The 20,488-nt window shown below is 51.5% G+C and carries 13 protein-coding genes; 10 read left to right on the top strand and 3 right to left on the bottom strand.

Annotated features, from left to right (window positions below):
• The first annotated feature begins 40 nt into the window (after positions 1 to 40).
• From BMX45_RS27045 to BMX45_RS27015, 7 genes are all read left to right on the top strand, one after another.
• On the top strand, positions 41 to 3,430 hold the full coding sequence (locus BMX45_RS27045) for a tubulin-like doman-containing protein (protein WP_090913405.1): 3,390 nt from the start codon (positions 41 to 43) through the stop codon (positions 3,428 to 3,430).
• Between the two features lie 3 nt (positions 3,431 to 3,433).
• The gene (locus BMX45_RS27040) at positions 3,434 to 5,818 is read left to right on the top strand and encodes a transcription initiation factor TFIID (RefSeq protein WP_090913403.1); all 2,385 of its coding nucleotides are present in this window, start codon (positions 3,434 to 3,436) and stop codon (positions 5,816 to 5,818) included.
• Between the two features lie 37 nt (positions 5,819 to 5,855).
• Positions 5,856 to 7,121, top strand: a complete 1,266-nt coding sequence (locus BMX45_RS27035) for a vWA domain-containing protein (RefSeq protein ID WP_090913401.1) — start codon at positions 5,856 to 5,858, stop codon at positions 7,119 to 7,121.
• 17 nt (positions 7,122 to 7,138) lie between these two features.
• On the top strand, positions 7,139 to 7,780 hold the full coding sequence (locus BMX45_RS27030; protein WP_090913400.1) for a beta-mannanase: 642 nt from the start codon (positions 7,139 to 7,141) through the stop codon (positions 7,778 to 7,780).
• 76 nt (positions 7,781 to 7,856) lie between these two features.
• Complete coding sequence (locus BMX45_RS27025; RefSeq protein WP_009589557.1) at positions 7,857 to 9,116, top strand: hypothetical protein; 1,260 nt, start codon at positions 7,857 to 7,859, stop codon at positions 9,114 to 9,116.
• Positions 9,116 to 12,091: a GAP1-N2 domain-containing protein gene (locus BMX45_RS27020; RefSeq protein ID WP_090913398.1), complete on the top strand. Its 2,976-nt coding sequence runs from the start codon at positions 9,116 to 9,118 to the stop codon at positions 12,089 to 12,091. The genes BMX45_RS27025 and BMX45_RS27020 overlap by 1 nt, the downstream gene beginning before the upstream one ends.
• Positions 12,078 to 12,413 carry a hypothetical protein gene (locus BMX45_RS27015; RefSeq protein WP_090913396.1) on the top strand — a complete coding sequence of 112 codons (336 nt, stop codon included), beginning with the start codon at positions 12,078 to 12,080 and terminating at the stop codon, positions 12,411 to 12,413. The genes BMX45_RS27020 and BMX45_RS27015 overlap by 14 nt, the downstream gene beginning before the upstream one ends.
• A 166-nt stretch (positions 12,414 to 12,579) precedes the next feature.
• Here BMX45_RS27015 and BMX45_RS27010 read toward each other — a convergent pair whose 3' ends face one another.
• Positions 12,580 to 13,218: a nitroreductase family protein gene (locus BMX45_RS27010; RefSeq protein ID WP_090913394.1), complete on the bottom strand. Its 639-nt coding sequence runs from the start codon at positions 13,216 to 13,218 to the stop codon at positions 12,580 to 12,582.
• 119 nt (positions 13,219 to 13,337) lie between these two features.
• Here BMX45_RS27010 and BMX45_RS27005 point away from each other — a divergent pair, with 119 nt between their 5' ends.
• Positions 13,338 to 13,697 (top strand): MerR family transcriptional regulator, encoded by a 360-nt coding sequence (locus BMX45_RS27005; protein WP_090913389.1) that lies wholly within the window; start codon positions 13,338 to 13,340, stop codon positions 13,695 to 13,697.
• A gap of 165 nt (positions 13,698 to 13,862) precedes the next feature.
• On the opposite strand, the gene BMX45_RS27000 is transcribed toward BMX45_RS27005, so the two are convergent.
• Together BMX45_RS27000 and BMX45_RS26995 are read right to left on the bottom strand one after the other, a co-directional pair.
• Entirely contained in the window at positions 13,863 to 14,675 is an 813-nt protein-coding gene (locus BMX45_RS27000) for a VOC family protein (RefSeq protein ID WP_090913387.1), read from the bottom strand.
• A 73-nt stretch (positions 14,676 to 14,748) separates the two neighbouring features.
• Positions 14,749 to 15,522, bottom strand: a complete 774-nt coding sequence (locus BMX45_RS26995) for a helix-turn-helix domain-containing protein (RefSeq protein WP_175495212.1) — start codon at positions 15,520 to 15,522, stop codon at positions 14,749 to 14,751.
• A gap of 123 nt (positions 15,523 to 15,645) precedes the next feature.
• Between BMX45_RS26995 and BMX45_RS26990 the strand changes: the two genes are divergently transcribed.
• Complete coding sequence (locus BMX45_RS26990) at positions 15,646 to 16,014, top strand: YybH family protein (protein ID WP_090913384.1); 369 nt, start codon at positions 15,646 to 15,648, stop codon at positions 16,012 to 16,014.
• A gap of 507 nt (positions 16,015 to 16,521) precedes the next feature.
• The gene (locus tag BMX45_RS26985) at positions 16,522 to 20,472 is read left to right on the top strand and encodes a glycosyl hydrolase family 18 protein (RefSeq protein WP_254778289.1); all 3,951 of its coding nucleotides are present in this window, start codon (positions 16,522 to 16,524) and stop codon (positions 20,470 to 20,472) included.
• Positions 20,473 to 20,488: the final 16 nt, after the last annotated feature.

Here is a 20,488-nt window from a genome sequence, read left to right as displayed (position 1 = left end):
AACTACCTCTTAAAGCCATGACCTATCAGGAGGGGAAGTTATGAAACCGGTAGTTAGAGAACATATACAACAGCTTGACGTTTCACTCGGAGGCGGCATTGTCAGCGAGAAAATACGAGTGGATACCATCGACAATCCGATCCTCATTATCGGACTTGGAGGGACGGGGATCGATGCGCTGCTGCGCTTGAAATATCAGATTAACCGCCGCTTCAAGCTGCCGGAAGATCCGTTGTCCAAGAAAAGAATGGACAAGCCGGATAACGTCGAGTTTCTGGCTTTCGAGACCAACGAACAAGATAAGAATAAACGCTACAAAGGGATCGGACTGGATCCGATCAATGAATTCGTGCTTCTCTCCAATGCCGAGATCGGAGGCCTTCTCCAGAACCGCAGCATCCTGGAGCCTTACATTACGGATTGGCTGTCGCCCGAGCTGAGCATTACCGACGGCATGAACGGGGCAGCAGGCGTACGCCAGGCGGGCCGCTTGCTCCTGTTCACGAAGATTACCCAAGTGGTGCAGGCGATCGACAAGAAGATCAAAACACTGTCGGTCGGCACGAACAAAAAGCTGATGGTCTTCCTGCTGACGGGGCTGTCCGGCGGTACGGGCAGCGGCTGCTTCTTGGACATCGCCTATATCGTTCGCGGCATTATCGAACGCGATCACGGCTCTGCCGGCATCGACCGCGTGAACACGCTCGGCTATCTGTTTACGCCGGATATCAATCTGGCGAACAAAAGCTTGAGCGAGCATACGCGCGAATACATCAAGAAGAACGGTTACGCCGCGCTCAAAGAGCTGGACTACTGGATGAACGTGGATGCCAGAGGCGAACGGTTCAAGCAGCAGTACGGCAACATTCTGAACGTGAACTCTCCGCTGCCGCCATTTAATCTATGTCATCTGATATCCGCTACGAATACGGAAGGCAAGCTGTTGGAGAATGCCTACGATTACTGCATGAACGTTACAGCGGAGAACATCACGAACTTCATGGCCAGCGAGGAGAAACAGTCCGGCGAAGAATTTGCGATCCATGACTATATCAGCAACATCCGCACCAATATTGCGCAGATGAACAAGGCGTATCCTGCCAATTACGACTACAACATCATCGGCGCATCATCGGCCGTGCTGCCGATCGAAGAGATGACGACGTATCTGGCATACCGCGTCTTCGGCAAAATGCAAACCATGTTCGAGAAAGCGCCGAGCCAGGAGGACGTCGAGAAATTTGCGAGCAAGCTGGGCATTGACCTGGACTCGATGACCAAGAACTTCGAATCCCGCGTACCGGAGCCGCTGCCCGGATACCAGAACAGCGAGCGGCTCAGCTACGCGAACGTGGTGAAGAACCAGGTCATTAATATGGACACGGAGCTGGAACAGAATTTTCTGGCCAGAGCCCGCGAGGAATACATCAAAGCGAAGAAGCAGCTGCCGGGCGAGATCGTGGCTCAGTTCAGCGATCAAATTCGCCGGATGTTCCTGCATCCGCAGCAAGGACCGTTTTACGTATCGCGGTTGATCTATACGGAGAAGGGCTTTAGCCTGCTGAAGATGCTGCTGTCCTACATCGAAGCGCTGCGGGAGAATCTGACCCGCATACCGCGGGACATCGAGTCGGCCAGAGAACAGGCGATCGATCGTCTGGGCGATGCAAAGAGCGCTTTTGTCTCGAAGGACAAGAAGAAGAACATTTATATCGAAGCCAAAATCAACGAATATTGGCTGGAAGCCGATGTGGAACGCACCGAGCAGATGATTGAATTCTACGAGGATTTATACGATCTGCTGAACCAGGAGAATAACCGGATTTATAGCGTATATACGGAGATTCTGAATGCGCTGAATTCGATTTTTGCCAAGAACGGCGATATACTCGTGAACGGGGAAGAACAGCAGGATCATAAAGGGAACAAGACGTATTACTGGAACCTGGTGAGTGTGCCCGACATTTCCGACGTCATCAACAAAATCATGGATCAGAAGGATGTGGACGATCTCATCCGCGATTTCGCTCAGGAGCTGCTGAGTCATGCCAATCGTTGGACCCGGGAGCAGGAGATCGATGTCGTCCGTTCCATTTCGGAGTTTCTTACCGATAAATTCGGCGATCTGATTACCCGTTCGATGGAGGATTTCCTGGTCATGAAATTCGGTCAGGAGGATTCCATCGAGAAATTCGTCGAGCGCAATATCGCCAGCAAGCTGGATGACGAAGCCGTGCCGGTCTTCCATCTGAGCAACAGCGCAGGCAATCTGTACTTCCCTTCCTGGGGCTTCGTGTCCGTGCCGGTACAGGCACCGAGCATTCTGAAGGGGATTCGCAATTATCAGAACAATTCGGTCGGAAAATCCCATTTCACCGTGAAGGAAAGCGAAGTGAAGAACCGGATCTTCTGGCTGAATACGAAGAACGGCGTGCCGCTGTTCGTCTACACGCCGCTGAAGGTTTATGAGGAAAGCTACGAACGCACGATCATGGACAAGGAAGGCGTTGGACGCCACTTGGTGCAGACGGACCGCAACAATTGGACGTACCTGCCATCGCCGATTCCCGAAAAATCCTGGGGGGATACCTACGTCAACCCGCGGGTTCAGGAGTACAATGCCCGGGTTCGGTCCGAATTCAGCCAAGCGCTTGAGTATAAGGTCGTCATCCAGAAGGACGTTGACCAGAATACGAGCAGCCGCTATGCGGTCGTGTTTACGAAGCCGTTTGATCTGAATGAGCTGCTTCGCGCTTATGATCTGCAGCTCGATAGTCCCAAGCCTAACCTTGGCGAGGTCAAGCGGGCATGGGCCGAGCTGAAGCGATTGATGAACGAGGGGCTGGAGCGGGTAGGCTCCAAGGATATTTTCAACAGCATCCACGAGGAAATGGCCAAGGAGAATTTGATCCGTTCGCCGGAAATGATCCGCATCGTGCGGGAAGAGCTGAAGAAATATGCTGCCATCGCGGCCAAAATGACGGAATTCGAGCTCTTGATCAGCGACAATCAGAATGAAGAGAAGTGGCTTGATCAATTCATCGAGGCGTTGTACACCGGGACGATCACCAAGAAGGGTGCGCTCTTCGTTTATGATCGCGATCCGGAGGAAGATTCCTGGGAGCCGTTTGCCAACCTGCTGAAAAGCGTGAACGACGTAGAGTATGAAGTCTACAAGCATTTCCGTCAGCTGGATGAGAAAAGCCGCAGCACGCTGCTTCGCAAATCCTCCCGCCGCGATCAGGAGCTGACCGCTTCCGAGGATATTACGCCGCTGCTCACGAAGCTGGAAGAATTGGCCGAACGGTTCCTGGAAACGCGCGACCGGCTGGAATACGAGAAGGTGGAGCTTGCGGACGGCGAAGAGCGATACCAGTTCTACAGACAGGTATCTTCGAAATTAAATGACATCCGAAGAAGGTTGAAATAGACGATGAGGGAGATTCTTCGCCAGTATGCTGCCGGCTATGCCAGGTCGGAAGAGCAGCTTACCTTGATGGAGGATGATCAGAGCAGCATCCACTACCCGGAGGTATACTTGTTCATAGGTGACAAGACAGCGTCCGCCATCGAACCGATCATGGAAATACAGGATCGCAAATGGGATAACAGCGCCAGCGTCGTTTATTTTCATGTAGGCACGGACCGGAGCGAAGGACGAGAGCCCCAAGGCTCCGGACTCTCCGGTCGGCTTCACCGATATCACCTGCAGCTGCCGGAGTCGGACGCCGCATCCAAATCGCTGCGCAAGGAGCTGTACCAGGGCTTTTATCGGAACCCGGCTTATCTGTCCGGGTTGAATCAAGCGATTCGGAAGTTAAGCCACCATATTTCAGACTTTGGACGCAGCTATGCTTCGTTTGACCGGGTTCATCTGTCTGTCATTACACGGGTCGATGACCCGTTTAATGTATTTATCCCGGAAATTTCATTGCTGGCCGAATCCATCTTCCAGCAGTCGTTCAAGTCGGTGCAGATGGATTTGTACGCGCTCATTAATGAAAGGGAGCAGATTGAATCCTACGGCTATGCGAGCTCCGTGGGCGTTGCGTTTCTGCGGGAACTGGAGCTGATCCAGAGCAGGGAATACAGCTTCTCCGCGCCGCTGCAGGTAACGGAGGACGGGCTGACGATTCCGGTCGTCCACCCGGCATCCCCATTGTTTGATCTCGTCTATGTGCTGTCCGACAAGAATGAACGCGGCATCTCGGGTTACGCCGGCATGCAGGATATCTACGATATCATCTGCCACCTGGGCCTGCTCAAGAACCGGAAGCAGAAGGATGAGACCTATGACGGAATCCGAGGCATTTACAACAATACGTCATTCAAAAGCAATATCATGACCGAATCCGGCCGCCAAGGCTTTGTCTCCGCCGGCTTTGCCCGGGTGAAGAGGCCCAATGAGCCGATTGCGCTAACGGTCCTTTACCATCTGTGCCGCGGACTGCTGCTTCGCATGAAGAACAGGCCGGAGCCGGAGGTTCATGAATGCCTGGCCTATTTCGGTCTTGACTCGGAGGCCGTAACAGCAAGAGCGGACCGGATGCTGCCGGCTCCCGAGCATCTGGACGGACTGAAAGGCATGATGTCGCATCCCGTCAGTTATGCCGGGCTGAAGCGAATGAATATTCGCGAGGCGGAAGAGGCGCTCTTCGGAGATGGCTGCCGGCAGTTTTTTCACGACAATTACGAACTAGCTGCCCGAAAAAGACTGAGCGATATGAGCAACGCAGAAGAACTGCATGATGCGCTGCGCCGATCTTTGGCGACTCACCTGCAAATCGGTTGTTATCAAATTGCAGCGTGGACGAGCGATAAAGCCGGAGCGGGCATTTTGCTTGAAGCGGTTCGATCCCGAATCCGGGATCTCGGCAGCTTGCTTAAGACCGAGCAGGACGGACTAAACCGCTATTATGAGGAAAGCGTCGAAAGCCAGCCGTTTAAGAAGCTTCCTTTTCGGGATAAACAGAATGTGCGCCATTTCATTCGATATTTCGTAGGCGAGGTCTATCGGCGCAAATATGAGCTGCTGCAGCTGGAAACGGAGCTTGAGCTCTACAGGCGGTATGAGACGGAGCTTGAACGTATTCACCGTCAGTACAAACAACAGGCAGGCATGCTGGATCAGCTGGAGGCGGAGCTGCTGGAGGCGGCCCGTTCCAGCATCCGTGCCGCAGACGATTATATCGGCCAGAACCTGATGGAGTATTACGGCCTCGTGACGGAGGAGCTGATGCTGGAGCTGGAGAGCAAGCGCGGCGAAGGCGTGTTCTTCGAGGAACGGTATGTCGGCAATCTCTCCGCCGTTACGCATGAAGGGATCGAACCGATCCTGTCGAACTTGATCCGGGTATGTCTGAGGGATTTATTGACGGCAGAGCCGTTCGTGCAGACCTTCGAGGAAGAACTGCTGCGGCGGGCGAACGTCACCATCGACTACAATAACAAGCAGGTGCTGGCCAAGGAAGACCTGTTTAAGGTGTTATACCGGATGCTGGAGGAGAACTCCGTTACGTTGGTCAGGCTGCTTGATTATACGCAGGAACATCGATATGAGGAAAAATATTTCTTCGGCGATGCCGACAGCGAATTCGTCCGCTATGCGATCCATGCCGATGAAGCTTTACGGGTGTACAAGCTGGGCATCGTGCACGAGAAGCGCTCCAGCGGGGTCGAGAAGCTGAACCTGATGGGAGGTTTCCATCTGGAGGATCTGATGTATTACCGGAATGGCAGAACCTACTACGAGACCTATACGGCAAATGGTTATGAATTTCATGGCATGGAACCGGCGCAGCTTCCCGAGCTGCGTTAGCGTTCTCAGATTCTGATACAGAGAGTAGGCGTGTATTGTGCAACGAAAATTAAACCCTCTCCTGCTGCTGCTTAGCCTGGTCGGTGGGGGACTCGGATTTGCCATTGGGGAGTTTTTGCTTCGCCAGTGGGGGACAGGGCTTCCTGTCATCGTGGTTACGGGGATTTATTTTGGGATTCTGGCCTTATGCATCGGCTTGGCCTGTTTAATCGCAGAACTGATCTCCCCCCGTTTGAGCGGAAGCTCATGGAGACAGCGGTACACGGGCACATCATGGAAGCTGCTGATACCGTCCACGTTGGTGGCCCTGTTCTTGCTTGGCATGCTGTTTGAATGGGCGTACCAGTTGAACCCGGGCAGCGCTAAGCCCGTGAAGGATATCGTGCTGGTCATTGACAATTCGGGCAGCATGAATGAGACGGATCCGAATCAGGATCGGTACACGGCAGCCAAAAATCTGATCAACCGCATGGATCGGGATAACCGCGTATCCGTGATGGTGTTTGATCATGCAACGACGTTACTGCAGCCGTTCACGCGCGTGAATAACCAAGAAACCAAGGATGAGATCATCGCGGAAATCGACGGTTTGGCAACGAACGATGGCGGTACGGACATCAGTCTTGCGCTGGAGGATACCATGTCGCATATTCAGGAAAGCCGGGATGCCGGCCGAAGCGCCATGGTCATCATGCTGTCGGACGGATTTAGCGAAACCGACCATGATCGTGTGCTTGCGGAGTACAAGCAGCAGCAAATCGCGGTAAATACGATTGGCCTCAGCCTTGTCAACCCGGACGGTGCCCGGCTGCTTCAGACGATTGCGGCGGAAACGGGCGGACAATATTACGACGTTCAGCATGCGGAGGATTTGTCTTTCGTTTTCCAGAAAATCTATGACGACGTCGGAGACCGTTCGCTGTTGACGAAACGTACGGGCGCTATGGAAGACAGCGTGTATCATCAGATCGGAAGAATCGCTGCGATGCTGCTCATCGGCGCTGCCATGGGCCTGGCCCTCGGCACGGTGTTTGACAATCGCCATCTTGCGCTGAGTTTCAGCATCGGCGGTGCGGTATCGGGCGTACTGGCAGGCGTGGTTCTGGAATACGGCCTCTCCGGCGAGGAAATCGGGGATGCCTCCGTTCGTCTGATCGCCTGCCTATTGCTCGCGGGGATCATCGCTTTGTTCACGCTGGTGATTCCGGTTAAGGAGAGCAGCAAGATCATCCGCAACGTGCAGCGGCAGGGCCGAACGGGAAGAGGGCAGCGGCCGAATGATTCAACAAGCCGAGGATTTTAAAGCAGGGGGCGTTCGAGATGCGGTTTAAACATGCGGAGCCCGGAGAATGGGTCATTCAGGGATTAAGCTATCAACTAGACGATGGTTACTGCACGCTCCGCTGGAGCTGGCCGCCGGGACTTCAAGCGGTATACATCCACCGTGCGATGGACGACGGATTCGGCCAGCCTGCGGGCGATTCGCAGCCAGGCGGGATGCGTCTATACACCCGTGACGAGTATAAGGCGAATAACGGGTATCGCGACCGGATTGACGGGATCGGCCAGATCACGTACACGGTCTACGCCTTGTCTTCCGAAGACGGAGAGATGGCGTTAATCAGGCAGGAGGATGAAGCGAACCGCATTCGGTTCAGTACCGGCAAAGCGAAACTGGTCTACTCCATTCGCGAAAAAAGCCGCTGGCTGCAGCCCTATAAGACGATCGAAATCCAGGTGACGGCAGAGGTGCCGGTACCGAAGGAAGCTTTATGTTACGTGAAGAAGCAGGGCGCTTATCCGGTCAACAAGGAAGACGGCATCTTGTACCCGTTCGTGACGGATTTTGCTGCCGGCCGGAACGATCTGCCTGCAATCGAGGTGGGCAAAAACGATTACGTTCGCCTGTTTTTTACGGACGGCAAGAAATACGGACAACGATATGAGCTGGTGTACAGATAGAGACCGATGAACACACGGTTAACCACGATAAGCGAGTCCGTGTGTATTTCATAGGGTCCAGAGGGAGGTACGAAAGATGGGCATTTTTGATATATTCAAGAAAAAACCGGAGCCGGAGCCAAGGCCGCTGTTCTATGATATTGTCTGCCCTTACTGTTTCAGTAAGTTTGCTCCGAAGGAGGTTGTCTTCCGGGCTGCCCACGACCGCGAGGATGACGAGGATTATGCGCTTGGGGAAGATGAGGAGCTGAATCGTTACCGTGAACGCTTCGGGCTGGATTCGGTGTATGATATCGAAGCGATCATCCGTCCGAGCGACATCCCGGAGGAGCAGCACATTTATTCGGAGCACGTCCTGGTTGGATTGAATGACCGTTACGGCATCGTCACGCGCAGAAGGTTATGCCCGAAATGCCACAATGAACTGCCGGTAACCGCCGGGAAGGTGCCAAGCAACATTATCTCGATTATCGGTGCCTCGCAAGTAGGCAAATCGGTTTATATGACTTCGCTGATTCATACGCTGCAGCATACGACGGCAGATCATTTCGATGCAGCCTGCATGCCGTTGAATGCCGAGATCAGCCGCAAGTTCCGCACCGGCTATGAGGAGCCATTGTTTGAACGCGGGGATTTGCTGGCGTCTACGCAGAAGGAGAAAATGCAGGAGCCTTTTATTTTCCAATTCGTGTTCAAGGATGAGTCGAAGCCGCCGTTGACGCTCGTATTTTTTGACGTGGCGGGCGAGGGCATGGTGGATGAGGATTATTTGGGGCTTCACGGACAGCATATCAAGAATTCCGCGGGCATTCTGTTTATGGTGGATCCGCTCCAAATTCGCTCCATTCGAGAAAAAATCCGTTTGAAATTCGGCGATCAGCCCGGGGAGTGGGTATCCCAGTATGATGAGCCGCGCGATGTCGTGCTGACCATGTTCGGCGATTTCATCGCTTATGAGGACAAGGGCAAGACGGATATTCCGACGGCCGTCGTCTTGACCAAGAGCGATATGCTTCATGCGCTTAAGGATGAGGATGGCGAATATGTGAAGCTGAACAGCAATATTTTTAACAATGTGGTGCATCGCAAGTTTTTGAATTTGACCGAGTTTGAAAATATTGACGGCGAAATCCGCCGTTTTATCGAAAAGGTCGACCGTCCGTTCAAAGGGACGATGGATGTGTACTTTTCGAATACCGCCTATTTTGCCGTGTCGGCGTTGGGCAGCAACCCTGTCGATCAGAAGCTGCAGAGCGTGGTCAGCCCGATTCGGGTGGATGAACCGTTCATCTGGCTTCTATACAAGCTGAAGTACATTCAGGGGAGGGAAGACTAGTGCCGGATTTCCCATCCCGAAACATACAGCAGCAGATGTACACGCGGGAGCGGCGAGGCATATTCCGCTCGGCCGAAGGTTTTGATACGGTGGCCCGTTCGTCCGGATTGGAGGCTTCCTTTATTAAAAAGGTGCTGCATCCCTTCTGCCAATACGAAGCACCTGCCGAACTGACGGCGCGCAGTGAACGGGACGCTGCGTCTTATCCGGCTGCCCTTCATCTGTTCCATACCGAATCAGGGGAAACGGTGCTGGGCCGAAGCGTGTTTCAGCCTGCGGATTTCACGGGGCTGCGCAGCGCCTTTTTTACGCATCATTACGTCATTCCGGAAGGCTTCCATCGAGATGAGCATAACGCTTACCGGACATGGCTTCAGGCGGCTTTTGCCGATCATTACGATATCGAAGAGGGCGTGGATCTGCCGCAGCTTCCTGCGATTCCAGTCCAGGCCGATTCCCCTACCGCTGTCTCGTCCGAGAGGACGCCAGCCTTGCTGGAGGAGCTCGGGATCAACGAGAAAGTATTCAAGCAGCTGATCTATGCCTGCATATCCGCGGCTGCCGGGAAGAAAAAGGTATACATCGTTTTGGATGTCCCGGTGGAACAGTTGTCCGCGAAGGCGGAGCAGCTGCTCTTTGTGCTGTTTGGCCGATTGCCCTATGCGCTGCGCCGGGTGCTTGGATTCGTAACCTATGCCAAGGAGCCGCAGAGCAAGAAGGGTCTTCATCTCATGTTCGTGGAGAAGGGCAGCCTGCGCCTGAATGACCGGAGCATCGAGAAGGATTACTTGTTTGAGCTCGCTGCCGGCCGGGTCATCAATGCCGATCTGAAATGGTCCGAGCAGCCCTATCTTGATTTTGCTTGGGATACGCTGCTGGACCCGGATCGGTCCGAACGTTTTTTTGCCTTCGCCGAGCAAATGCTTGCGGACATGGAGCCGGTATATCAGATCTCGCTAGACAGCTATGATGATTTATGCATGCTGTTCCAGATCGAAGAAGGCCATGAAAGCCTGTACCATGAGCATAAACATGCCGTGCTGCGTGCTTCGCTGCTCTATCTGCAGACGGCAGGCGCCTTGGATGCGAAGCAACGTCTGGATCAGCTGTTTCTTGCCCTGTTTGCCAAGGAGTTCGAGCTCGTCAAAGGCGGGCATGTTCCGGATGCCGCGATCGCGGGATTCCTGAAGGATTATCACGGCATCAATCCCCGGCAACATAACGATTGGATCGTGGAATATTTTATCCGCTCCTTAAATAATGCCTTATCGAAGCAGCGTCAGGATACGACCAGGGCGATTTACGAGCTGCTGGAGGGCAGCCCGTCTCTAAGCTGGGCCTTTTATGCCAGGGTACTCACCAGTCCGGGGCTTCCGGCGCTGATGTTCGATCCCTACATGAAAACGCGCATGAAGCAAGCGGCAACGCCCGCAGACCTCGTGGATTTGATCGGCTTGTGGGTTCGGAATCACCCTCTCCTGCTGGAGCAGGAGAATTATGTACGGCTTGCGGAAGCCCAGCTTATCGATAAGCTTCAGCAGGATTCGGATCCGGTGAGAACGGTCAATGCCGTACTGGATCAATTGGATGCGCTGGAACGCGATTCGCAAAAGGGAATCGGCCGTTATCAAGGCGGGCGTGCCTTTGCGGATCGGATGATCTATGCAGCCAACCTCTTTCTCTTGCGTGAGCTGGAGCCTGAGCAATTAAGCCAAAAGCAGCTGATGGATATCGGGTTCCTGCAAATGCCGAAGGAGTTCAAAGGCTGGGTGGAGCGGTTCGATTCCCGGATTCGGTCCAAAGCAGCGGTCATGCTGGCCCTTCACCAGTGGTCCGGCCATGAAGAGGTTAGAGCGGAAGTGCTGGCGGAACTCTCGGCAGAGGAACGGGAGCGCACCCAGCATATCATGCGGAAGTGGCTGCAGCATCATGTGGAGCCGTCCAATTTCGAGAGCATAACCTTGGCTTTCTGCACGGATATCAATTCCAGTGCGGTAGACTACCGGAGCTTGCTGGATTACTTGCACAGATACGGCAAGAACCCGGACGTGGTATACCAATATATTCAGTGGTCTGCCGAGCAGCCGGTATTCGTTAGACCGCGCGGACTTGTTCCCGCTTATGCCGCCGCCATCATCGATTATTTCAAAATCCACGACCGCGAAGCCTTTAAAAATAAGGATTACGTAAAAACTTATTTCAGTTCGCCTGCACCCATCCTCAAACCGGTGTATGCGCAGGTTAAGGCCGAGTTGGCTTCGCCGTTGGTGCGATGGTTTCGCCGGCATTCGCGGTTCGTAAAAATCACTTCTTCCTTGCTTGTGGTAATCGTTGTTGCTGGCGCTGCCTTCATGATGATCCAAAACGGCAAAGGTCCCGCGGACGGCGATGCCGATCCGAATCCGGCCGTTACGCCGCCGGTTACGGTACCGCCGGCTTCTTCGGAGACCGTAGATGAGCAGCCTTTATTAACGGCGACGGTGGTGGAGGAAGGCGAGCAGGCGGGAAGCACCAAGCTGAATTTCCATTTTAAACAGCCGGCGGCTTGCCGGGATTTCAGTGTGGACAAACTACAGATTATAGGCAAGGATGCAAGCACGCTGCTTGAAGCGGCCAGTCCTGAATTATCGCGGGTGTGCACGGATGAAACCACAGGGGAAGCGGATGCCGATCCATCAGGAACAGAGACGGATTCATCCGGGAACCAGGCGGATCCGACTAGCGGGACAACAGAAGGGGAAAACACGTCTGATCCTGTTGATGGTGAGGACGTGGAGTCCTCGGATAACGTCGGTACCACTCCGGCAAACCAGGTTTATACGAGTCAGGTCACCGTGAAACTGGATCAGGCGTTTGACGTGTCCCTAGTCGAAAAGGTCGTAGTGGATGGTGTCTCCTATGAGCTGTCCGACGAAAGCGCGCTTTCGCAAGAGCAAGAGCAGACTCCCGAGAATGAGACGGATGAAGGAGTTTGAATTACAGAACGAGCGGACGAATGATTGTCTGCTCGTTTTTTTTCGCGCCACTATGTATGCACGACCTCTTGGCGACAGATTTGTTCTTCTCTTTCGAGGTGATACAAATCAATATAATATAACTGCATGCAATAAAAAGCCGCATGAGAGCTTTGACCTGACGGTCAAGATAGCGAATGGAAGTTACCACTTTGCATGGAGCGAAAGCGATAAGAGCGAAGAAGGTAAACGGATGACCATGCTGGTTGATAATATCATCGGCATGGTGGAGGAGCGGGAGGAGTATAAGAGACTGCCTGCTGTGCAAGGATATTACGAATGAGGACCCGGCGATGTCACCTCGGCTGCTAGTTCAACCATCATAAGCAGCCGATCACAATGACCGGCTGCCGTTTTCTTTTAGATTGATTTTTCGGTTTGCATAAACCTGCGGTTGAGTCTAAAGTTATTTTGAAGAAAGAACGGTGAATATCGATTACGGAACAGGGTTATCTCCAGAATGTAATCTTGTCAGGCTCTAATCGAACGGACTCATGTCCATCTTCTTTGGCTTTTCCTATTGAAATGACCATGACTGGAGCATAGCGTTCTTCATCTACATCGAATGCTTTTGCTAACTGATCAGCTTCAAAGCCTGCCATTGGATTCGTGTCATACCCATGCGCACGAGCTACTAACATGAGCTGCATGGCAAAGAGGCTGCTATCGATTTTTGCAATTTCAACTTTCATTTCTCTTGATAGAGTCGGGAACAGGGATAGAATGGTTTCGAGTTGACGATCTCGGACTTCTGCCGGCATTTTTCCTTGTTCCACAGCTGTATTGTAAATTTCTTCAGCATATAAATAGCTTTGGGTATCGCCAAAAATCAATAACATGGCTGATGAAGTATCATTCTGTAACGTATTGAACCTCACAAGAGGTCTTAGCTTTTCTTTTCCTTCCGGAGTATCGACTACAATTACACGCCAAGGCTGCATATTTGCAGAGGATGGAGCCAAACTGGCTTCCGAAATCATGTCGCTCATCTCTTCTTTCGATATTTTAAAGTTCTCATCATAATTACGGACAGAACGTCGGCCCATAACGATATTGGCGAAATCGTTATTTTGAATATGGTTAAACATAGAACCTCTCCTTTTGATAACATCGATTTTTTTTGACATTGTGGATGTCGTTCGTTATCATATTTCGTATTATGAACTATGAACCTAGGTTTATAGCAAGAGATAAAAGAGGTCCTATGATGAAAATAAACGAGGTTTCAAAATTAACGGGTCTGCCCATATCGACGTTGAGATTCTATGAACGTAAGAACCTAATTCCGGACACATTCGTTAAACGAGATGCAAATAATTATCGAATGTATTCCGAAGAGATTGTGGATTTTCTAGATGATGTGAAGGTACTTTTATCGGTAGACTTTTCTATAGAAGAATTAAGTTTGTTAGTCAATCAACAACTTAACCTGTCATACGAGGCAAAGACGAAAATGGTAGAACAAAAAATCAAAGAAATTGAAGAGATCCAGAAGCGATTGAAAAAGTCGAAGACATTCTTGAATGCCGTCCTGGAAGGAAAGGCGAATTTTCAAACCAAGTGTTAAAAATAAAAGTATGTGAACGATACGATAAGGGCTGCGGTCATCTTTAGGGATCCTTGCAGCCCTTTCAAGAAGGGATCCGATCATGAAGATCGGTCAGATTTTGTTGATGATTCAACTCTAAAAGCCATACACGCGGAATCACTCATGGATGTGTCCAATCATGAACTAACAGTCTTCGTAACACCATACATTGATCTGGTTGCCATATGGATCGTAGGTGTGGAACATGACAAGAAACTTCGGATTTCCGGCAAAATCAGTAACCTTCCATCCTTGTTCCCGCAAACGTTTATGAGTCTCAAAAAAGTCCGCCTTCTTCCGTATTACCCAATAAGGCCTTGCAGCTACAGTAAGTGCGCCCTTCGTTCGGTCTGTCCGAACGGTTTCCAGATAGAGCGGTGCGCCCTCGGTGGTGATAATTACGGTCGCGGAGGTTCCATCCTCACTGACCCGTTCGACTCTGCCGCCCAGATTAGCCTCATACCACGCAATGGCTTCATCCAGCCGGTCAACGCCAAAGCGGGGGATCGCTTGGAACGGAAAGCGTGCGTCCGGTGCTTTAGCAACCAACGCCTCCGTACCTGGCTCCGGTTCGATTGCCGTTAAGCGGTTGCCAGCCGGATCGAAGAAATCGAAGGTACGGTCAAAGGGACCTTGGGTCACATCGGTCACTTGAATATCCTGTTCGCGAAAATAGGCGTGTGCAGCTTCAAGATTCGTTGCGGTGAAGCAGAAGCGAACATTTCCGTTTTGTCCCCAATCGACTGCAAAATGCGGGTGGTCATGCTCCACTGACTTGATATGTATGCATCCCAGTGCCGGGAAAGTAAGGGTGGCCATTTTTTCGACCGGGTAATCCTCTTCGTATGTCACTTTCAGATCCAAATGCTTGCTATACCATTCGATGAGTTCCTTGAACCGATCCCATGGGGCAATGATAAAACCTCCATCGAAATCATCCAGCCGTAATCCAGCCATTCGCTTGATCCTCCTATAAGAAAGTTTTGGAAAATGGAACAATCCCAGTATAAACCTTCAAGTAACTTGAAGGTCAAGAGAAGCGAGTTTGCATGACAGGAATCATGATTTCGAATATAGGAGAATCGGGATAATGCCGCTCCAGCCGCTTGCCCGCAGGTTCGAAACCGAACTTCTGAAGGAAGCGGATCGTTCGCATGCATGCGAAGGTGTCCTCCCATGAGCTGTCCACCGATACGAACAAGGTAGGGGGGATGGACTCCAGATACGCTTCGGAGGGCGTCTTAGGAGGCGTTGGTTTCCGAGAGGGTTCCGTACAAATTTGATATCCGACTTCAATTAGCACCGCGTGCTGGAGGGAGTCCATCACCTTGATCAAGCTGGAGCCTTGCGTGCGAATGTTGAGGTCATGGAGCCTGGCTGCCGCTTGTTTCATTTCCCGCGAATAAGAGTTTACTGGTTTGTCTACCAAAAACGGCTGCCATATCACGGTTAGGGGTTCTTCCCAATTGATGAGATGCAGACTGCCGCGACCCGGTTCCATTCCGTTTAAATATTGACTCGCAATTTGGACCGAGAGTAGACGGGCCTCAGCTTCCCGCCGCCAGCGCGCAAGCAGCTCGGAACGCGTACTTTCCTCGGCTTCAAGGAAACACCGGATATCCCCAAGGCTAATGCCTGATTGACGGAGGCTGTTTACAAGCTTAGCTTCGTGAATTTGGTGAAACCCATAATACCGGTAACCGTTCTCCAGCCGTTCAGCCGGAACCAGAATCCCCTTGGATTCATAGAAACGAAGCGCACTGGGAACCATGCCGGTGCGTTCTGCGAATTGAGCGATGCTCATCATTGGCGTTCACCTGTTATTTTTTGTGAATAAAATTGCCTACATATCATACCATAAAGATTGCTAGAATCGTGGCGTGGATCCTGAAGAACAAGTAGGATATAAGGTAGGAGGTGCGAAACAATGTCATATCAAAAAGCATTTGAGGCTTACATAGCGGCTACGAATACGCATGATTTTGATCAGGTAGCCCGGCTGCTCGATGAGGGAGCGGTGTATTGGTTCTCGGACCGGACTTGCTGTTGCCTGGAGGAAATCAGGGCCTATTTCGAGCACGCTTGGGACGTCATTCGGGATGAGGTGTACCGGGCGGAGGACGTGGTGTGGATTGCGACTGATGTACATTCGGCTGTCTGTATTTATACTTATCGCTACGAGGGGTATTTTCAGGGGAAATTCACGACCGGGAGCGGGAGAGCAACGAACGTATTCGTTCGAGATGCCGACGGCGCATGGAAATTAAAGCATGAGCATCTAAGTTCAATGGGATGAATCGGCCGTCACTTGTTACATAGGAAACAGAAGAAGAGCCTTTCGAGGGCTCTTTTTTGTGGATTGAATTTATAAACAGAATATAAAATTACAAGAATTTATCCCATGCCTATGGAAATGTATCCCTTCTCAATCGATGGCGCAGGTTACATGATACAACTATATGAATATGGATTGGACACCATGGATTTCATTGAAAGGGGGCCGTAGTAGAGCGATCGAGCAAGTGAGTGTAGGTATGGAGCGAAAAGGGGGAGGGGATAAATCTTACATAATTAAGATTACCTGGATTGGTGACCGTTTTCAAAAACGAGTGGATTTCGAGCGATATGCGAAGCTGGGCAAGTCATCAAGGATACCACCCGGGTGACACCAAGAGGAACAGACATTCATGGAAATGCTGTATCATTTGCAATCGAAATTTAATCGACAGAGGTGAATACGGTGATACCCTTTATCACGAAAAGACGCCCGAAATGGGTACTGTGTTTTCTGGCCCTTATTCTGATGTTTACACCACTGCTTCATGCGCCTGCATCCTTTGCAGCAGAAGGCGCATCTCCTTCAGAAATTACCGCAACGAGCTCCGGCATCGATCCGGTGACGGTAACAAGCTCGACCTATGGCTCCCAGGATCCGCTAGCACCGCAGAATCTGCGAATTGTGCAAGACTCCATCTCGGCCACCGAAGCAACGATACTATGGGATTACGACGAGAGTAATCCACAGCATACGTTTGATATTGATGTCTGGAACGCCGTGGATGATGCATGGTATACATGGGGGAACGGCGGAAGCCGGACCCTGGATGATTTGAAACCCAACACAACCTATAAATTGTACATTACATGGTATGAGAGACCGTCTCAAGGTCCGGACCAACGCCATAAGAGTAATGTAATCGAGTTTACTACGCTGGATGGCGAGGTTAAGCCTCCAAAAACGTCCGCTCCCCAGAATCTGCGATTAGTGGAGGTAACGCATAACCAGGCTACCTTTGAATGGGATTTTCTCAAGGGAGACAAGAACGATATCGATGTCTGGAATGCAGATACGGATGCTTATATCACGTGGGGAAATTTAACCACGCATGCCGTTACAGGGCTTAAGCCCGAGACAACCTACCGCATATATATTACCTGGTATGACCACAGGCCCTCAAAGGATATGAAGAGCAATATTCTTGAATTCACGACCACCGCGGATCAAACCGTATATGAACAAGCTCCAATTTCACCTCCAAGTTACCTGAAGGTAACGGACGTTTCCGAGAAATCGGTGACATTAAATTGGGGAGCAAGCTCAGGAGCTACCGGATACGAGCTGTATGTGGACGGCCATAAAGTCGATACGTTGGAAACGGTGACGTCGGTCACGTACTCTCTGGACCCAACAGCCAATCGCGATTATATCTTTGAAGTTACTGCTCAAAAAGCATTGCAGGGACAGAACCCGGAAACTTCGGTGAAGAGTAACGCTGTACATGTAAAATGGGGAGAGCTCGCTGCACCAAAGGGGCTGCAGGCTGTTACAGCTACAAGGTCTACCGTCTCCTTGGGATGGGCTCCGGTTCCGGGAGCAACGGGCTATCATATTTATCAGGACGGAAATAAGGTGGCGACAAGCAGCGAGAACCGGTTTGTGGCTGCCGGATTGCAGGAAGGTAAGACGTATTCGTTCCAGATCATAGCTGTAAACCGTTTATGGACATCGCCGATCAGTCAAGCGATTACTGTAGTACCAGGCAGCAATTATAATAATATTACCTACTACACCTCTTGGTCGGCTCTACCGGCCGAACGGAATTTCTATCCGTCCGATCTGGACGTTTCTCAAATCACGCATATCAATTACGCGTTTGCTGATTTGTGTTGGAAGAAGTTCGGAAGCACGGTAAGAGCATGTGAAGACCCGAAGGTTCCGCTGCAAAATCGATACGTGTATGATGGCGAGATGATACTCGGCGATCCCGAAAAGGATTTCGAAAATTTCCAAGCCTTCGAATCCGTCAAAGCCGCTAATCCGCATTTGAAGCTTATGATATCGGTTGGCGGCTGGTCCTGGTCCAATCATTTCTCCAACATGGCCAAGACCGAAGAAACACGCCGGGCCTTTGCGAATTCCGCGGTGGATTTCCTCCGAGAATACAAATTCGATGGTTTGGATATCGATTGGGAGTATCCTGTTGAAGGCGGGGAAGACGACAACGCCCGGGGACCGGAGGATACGGAAAACTTCACATCGTTAATGAAGACCGTTCGCGAGGCGCTGGATGCTGCCGGTTCAGAAGATGGGAAGTACTATCTGCTGACGATTGCTTCCGGGCAGGGCGATAATTTCGTTAAAAATGCCGATCTTGCGAATGCCGTGACCTATCTCGATTTCATCAATATCATGACTTACGATTACAGCGGCAGCTGGGAGACGTTGGGTCACCATAATGCACCGCTGTTCTTTGACCAAAATCATCCAAGAGCCGCTTCCTCCGCTCCGAGAAATCATGTGCTCGGCGGTTTGTTGGGCCATCTGAACGGCGGGGTGCCGACGCATAAGCTGATCGCCGGGGTGCCATATTACGGTAAAGGCTGGGATGATTGCCCGCCTACCGGCCAATATCAGACTTGCAAAGGCGGATCCGCCTTAAAGACATGGGAAGCGGGCGTTTTCGATTTCAGCGATCTCGAGAATAACTACATCGACAAGAACGGTTATAAGCGATACTGGAACGAATCCGCCAAAGTTCCATACCTGTACAATGAGCAGAATAAAGTGTTCATCACTTACAACGATAAGGACACCATGAAGTATACGGCTTCCATCGTGAAATCGTTGGATATCGCAGGCGTCATGAGCTGGGATATCAGCGGCGACCGCAATAAGACGCTGACGACCCAACTCGTTCACGATCTGCCGATCAACGGCAAAGTCAATGCATCGGCACTTCCGGCTCCAGGGAATCTGTCCAAGGTAAGCGCCGATTCCGGCTCCATCCAGTTGAAATGGGATGCTGTGACGGGAGCAACGGGATATGAAGTGTACGTGAATCATGCGTTGTCCGGCTCGGTGGCAACGAACGGTTATACCGTGAAGGGCCTCAGCCCCCTAACGAATTACAAGATCCATGTGCTTGCCGTGGATCGAACGGGAGATGAGATCAAACGCGTCTCCAGCGCTTCGAATCAGCTGAGCATCACGACTTCGGGCAATGGCTCCGGTGGCTCTGAAGGCGGAGGAGGCTCCGGCGGATCCGGTTCTACAACGCCATTGACGCCACAGCCGCCTAAAGGCAAGGATCAACTCGAAGCCAACGTTGTGCTTGAAGGAGATAAGGCTCTAGTTACCGTGCCTGCGGCTGCGGCAGTTAACAGCATTAACCAATCGGAATCCTCCAACTTCCAGCTCCATGCGGGTCCGGGCGCGAAGCAGGCGGTGCTGGAAATTCCGCAAGAAGTGATTGCGGTCATTGCGAAAAAAGGGGCCAAAGCCAGTCTGTCCGTTTTCCTAAACGGTACGGAATACCGGATTCCGGCTTCGCTGATCTCGGTTTCCGGGCCGGTGAGAGTTTCAATTGTGGCTCCAGACGATAAGGACGCAGCAAGCCTGGCCGCCTTGCTTCAAGGGAAAGAAACACTGGCGAGTCCGCTGCAGTTCAAGCTTGAGCAAGTACATGCGGATAAAACGGCAACCGAGCTGACACGCTTCGGGAAATCCCATGTCAGCGAGTTCGTTACCTTGGATGCGAAAAAGATCAATATAAAACGTGCGACCGGAGTGGTCTATATACCGGGTACAAACGAGCTTCGATCCGTTCCGACATTGTTTAAAGTGAATGCGGACGGCACGGTGACCGTGGAAATCAAGAAAACCGGCAGCGGCGTTTATGCGCTGGTACAGCAGGATATCCGATTTAGTGACGCAATTCCTTCCTGGGCAAGGGAAGACGTGGCGCAAGCTGCCGCCAAAATGATCGTATCCGGAGAAAATAACGGATCGTTCGGTGCGAATAAACACATTACTCGTGCCGAGATCATCTCCATCCTGGTGAAAGCGCTGGGTCTATTGCCTGACGACAAGGATTCCAGCTTCAAGGATGTGGATCCGAAATCCCGATATGCCAGAGAAATCGCGGCTGCCAAAGCTGCAGGACTGGTGAAGGGACGCACAGGCGATATCTTTGATCCCAACAGCTTGATTACGCGCGAGGAATTGGCGGTTATTCTAAGCAATGTGCTGGAGTTAGCCGGTAAGAAGAATGAAGCCGGCCGAGGCCTGTTAAACAAATTTAAAGATCACTCCAGGGTTTCGTCCTATGCGAAGTCGTCTGTTGCCTTCGTCGTGGAACAAAAGATTATGCTGGGGGTATCCGCTACCAAGCTGGATCCGCAATCTCATGTGACCAAAGCTCAAACGGTAGTAACGATTATGAGATTGCTGCGGGCAGCGGCGTTATCGAACTAATATGACCGTGTAAGAG

This window comes from Paenibacillus sp. cl141a, from assembly GCF_900109305.1.
Taxonomy (GTDB): Bacteria; Bacillota; Bacilli; order Paenibacillales; family Paenibacillaceae; genus Paenibacillus_AQ; species Paenibacillus_AQ lautus_A.
Note: the sequence above shows the minus strand (reverse complement) of the source record. Positions and strands in the feature narration are given on the sequence as shown.